Genomic DNA, 2,918 nt, shown 5'->3' on the forward strand with positions numbered 1-2,918 from the left:
GCCTTCACCAGCGGCATGACGACACCGCCCGCGCCGGCCCCGGCATCGGCGGCACCCGGAATGCCCAATTGTCCTCGCTGCGCTCGTTCAGCTTCGCTTCCGCCACAGGTGCTGACAGTTCAGCGCCGAGCCGGGCTGGTCGCTGGTGAGCGCGATCGAGCCGGGCCAGCCTGTCCTGAGCCTGCCGAAGGGGCATAGAGCTGGCGGATCGCGCTGGCGGCGGTGCCCGCGCTCCTCGCAATCTTTCGCGAATTTGACTCAGGACAAGGCGCTGCCCCGTCGCTCACGGCATCAAATACCCATTGTGACCGGAGGAGAGGCATGGAGCCACCCATTCGCCAGCCAGGATCGACCAGGGGCAGGATACCCGGGACGAATCCGTTCGACGGCGATCTCGCCATGCGCGGGTTCGCGCTCAACGACATGTGCTATTCGTTCAACAGCGCTGCCAATCGCGATGCGTTCCGCGCCGACGAAGAAGCCTACATGGCGAAGTTCCACCTCACCAACGAGCAGAAGGACGCCGTGCGCAAGCGCGACGTGCTGGCCATGCTCGATGCCGGGGGCAACGTCTATTACCTGGCCAAGCTGGCGGGGATTTTCGGGCTCAATGTGCAGGACCTCGGCGCGCTCCAGACCGGGATGAGCCTCGACGAATTCAAGGCCATGCTGCTCTCGCATGGCGTCACCATCCGCGAAGGGGAACTGGCATGAGCAGCATTATCGGCGGAGTCTTCACCAGCCATGTGCCCGGGATCGGCAGCGCCATTGCCCGCGGCCTGCAGCAGGATCCCTATTGGAAGCCGTTCTTCGACGGTTTCGCCCCGGTCCATCGCTGGCTGGCCGAGAAGAAGCCCGATGTCGCGGTGGTGTTCTACAACGACCACGGGCTCAATTTCTTCCTCGACAAAATGCCGACCTTCGCGATCGGCGCCGCGCCCGAATACCGCCATGAAGACGAAGGCTGGGGGATTTCCTTCGCGCGGCCGTTCAAGGGCTATCCCGAATTGTCGTGGCATGTGATCGAGGAAGTGGTCGAAAGCGAATTCGATCCCGTCATGTGCCAGAAGATGGTGGTCGATCACGCGGTCGCGGTGCCTTACGAACTGCTGTGGCCGGGCGAGGAGGAATTTTCCACGCGGCTGGTCCCGATCGCGATCAATACCGTCCAGCACCCCCTGCCGAGCCCGAAGCGGTGCCGCGACCTCGGCTTGGCCGTCGGGCGCGCGCTGCGCAGCTGGGAAGGCGACGAGACGATCGTGGTGCTCGGCACCGGCGGGCTGTCGCACCAGCTCGAAGGCAAGCGGGCGGGCCATCTCAATGTCGATTATGACCGCTTCTGCCTCGACAACCTTGTCGGCAATCCGGACGCGCTGCTGCAGCATTCGACGCTCGAAATCGTCGAGCTGGCGGGCAGCCAGGGGGTCGAAATCCTCAACTGGATCGCCGCCCGCGCCGCCCTTGGCGACGATCTGAGGGAGATTTCGCGCAATTATCACGTGCCCATTTCGAACACGGCGGCGGCAACCATGCTGGTCGAGTGCCGCGAACTGGTGAGCGCCTGAACAGGATCGAACGGGAGTTAGAAGATGGTCCATTTTCCGCCGGAACCGCTTTACCGAGACGTGCTCAGGCTCGGCCGGATCGAAGGCGATATCGCCGATCTCGAGCTGGAAGGCGAGGTTCCCGCGGATCTCGACGGGGCGTTCTACCGGGTCCATCCCGACCCGCAATTCGCTCCCCGGGCAGGCGGCGGAGACCAGTTCTTCAACGGCGACGGCATGGTCACCATGTTCCGCATCAAGGACGGCAGGATCGGCTTCAAGCAACGCTATGCCAAGACCGACAAGTGGAAGCTCGAAAACGCCGCGGGCAAGGCGCTGTTCGGCTCCTATCGCAACCCACGGACCGACGACCCCTCGGTTATCGGCCAGCACCGCGGCACCGCCAACACCAATGTGCTGGTGTTCGGCAAGGAATTACTGGCGATGAAGGAGGACAGCCCCTGCCTCGTCATGGACAAGCTGTCGCTCGATACCGACGGTTATACCGACTGGCAGGGCCAGCTGCCGCTGCGCACCTTCGGCGCGCATCCCAAGATCGACCCCGAGACCGGGAACCTGTGCAACATCGCCTATGCCTGCGACGGCGACCTGGCGCGTGATGCGCATTATTTCGAGATCGACGAAGACGGCAAGGTCGTGCGGCGCGCCGATTTCGAAGTGCCCTATTACACCATGTTGCACGATTTCGCGATCGCCGGCGATTACATCGTGATCCCGGTTTCGCCCTACAGTTCGGACGAAAGCGTGCTCGAACAGGATCGCCCGCATTTCTATTACGACCGCTCGCTGCCGACCTGGCTCGGCGTGATGCGGCGCGACAGCGATGGCAGCGACATGCGCTGGTTCAGGCATGACGAGGGCATCTGCTCGTGCCATGTGATGAATGCCTTTGTCGAAGGCACCAAGGTGCATCTCGATACGCCCGTCTCGAAAATCGGCAGCCTGCCGTTCTTCCCCGACAAGGACGGCGCGCCGTTCGATCCCCGACTGGCGATGACCGAACTGGCGCGGATCACCGTCGATCTGACCTCGAACGAGGATGTGGTCGAAAGCGTGACCAAATTGGGCGAGGCGCCGGGCGAATTCCCGCGGATCGACGACCGGGTCGCGGGCAAGCCCTATCGCCATGGCTGGATGATCACCTATGACCTTGCCAAACCCTATAACGGCCCGCCCGGACCGTTCGCCGGAGCGATCAACACGCTGACCCATTTCGACTTGGCAAACGGCACGGAACAGAGCTGGTGGTGCGGCCCGGACGGATCGCTGCAGGAGCCGTGCTTCATCCCGCGCAGCGCCAATTCACCGGAAGGCGACGGCTATCTGGTCGCGCTGTTCGACAACCATGTCACC

3 protein-coding genes are annotated in these 2,918 nt (G+C 63.3%); all 3 read left to right on the forward strand.

Features of this window, described 5'->3' with window-relative positions; all coding sequences use genetic code 11:
• Positions 1-321 precede the first annotated feature (321 nt).
• Positions 322-714 (forward strand): protocatechuate 4,5-dioxygenase subunit alpha, encoded by a 393-nt coding sequence (locus AC16XC_RS12140; protein WP_484034920.1) that lies wholly within the window; start codon positions 322-324, stop codon positions 712-714.
• Positions 711-1,565 (forward strand): class III extradiol dioxygenase family protein, encoded by an 855-nt coding sequence (locus AC16XC_RS12145; RefSeq protein ID WP_484034921.1) that lies wholly within the window; start codon positions 711-713, stop codon positions 1,563-1,565. The genes AC16XC_RS12140 and AC16XC_RS12145 overlap by 4 nt, the downstream gene beginning before the upstream one ends.
• 24 nt (positions 1,566-1,589) lie before the next feature.
• The coding region (locus AC16XC_RS12150; protein WP_484034922.1) for a carotenoid oxygenase family protein at positions 1,590-2,918 on the forward strand (1,329 nt) is incomplete at its 3' end.

The sequence above is a fragment of the Candidatus Andeanibacterium sp. genome (assembly GCF_057143545.1).

Excerpts from the sequence above, each read along its gene's own strand:
- AC16XC_RS12140 (WP_484034920.1), top strand. The coding sequence starts at position 322 with ATGGAGCCACCCATTCGCCAGCCAGGATCGACCAGGGGCAGGATACCC.
- AC16XC_RS12145 (WP_484034921.1), top strand. The coding sequence starts at position 711 with ATGAGCAGCATTATCGGCGGAGTCTTCACCAGCCATGTGCCCGGGATC.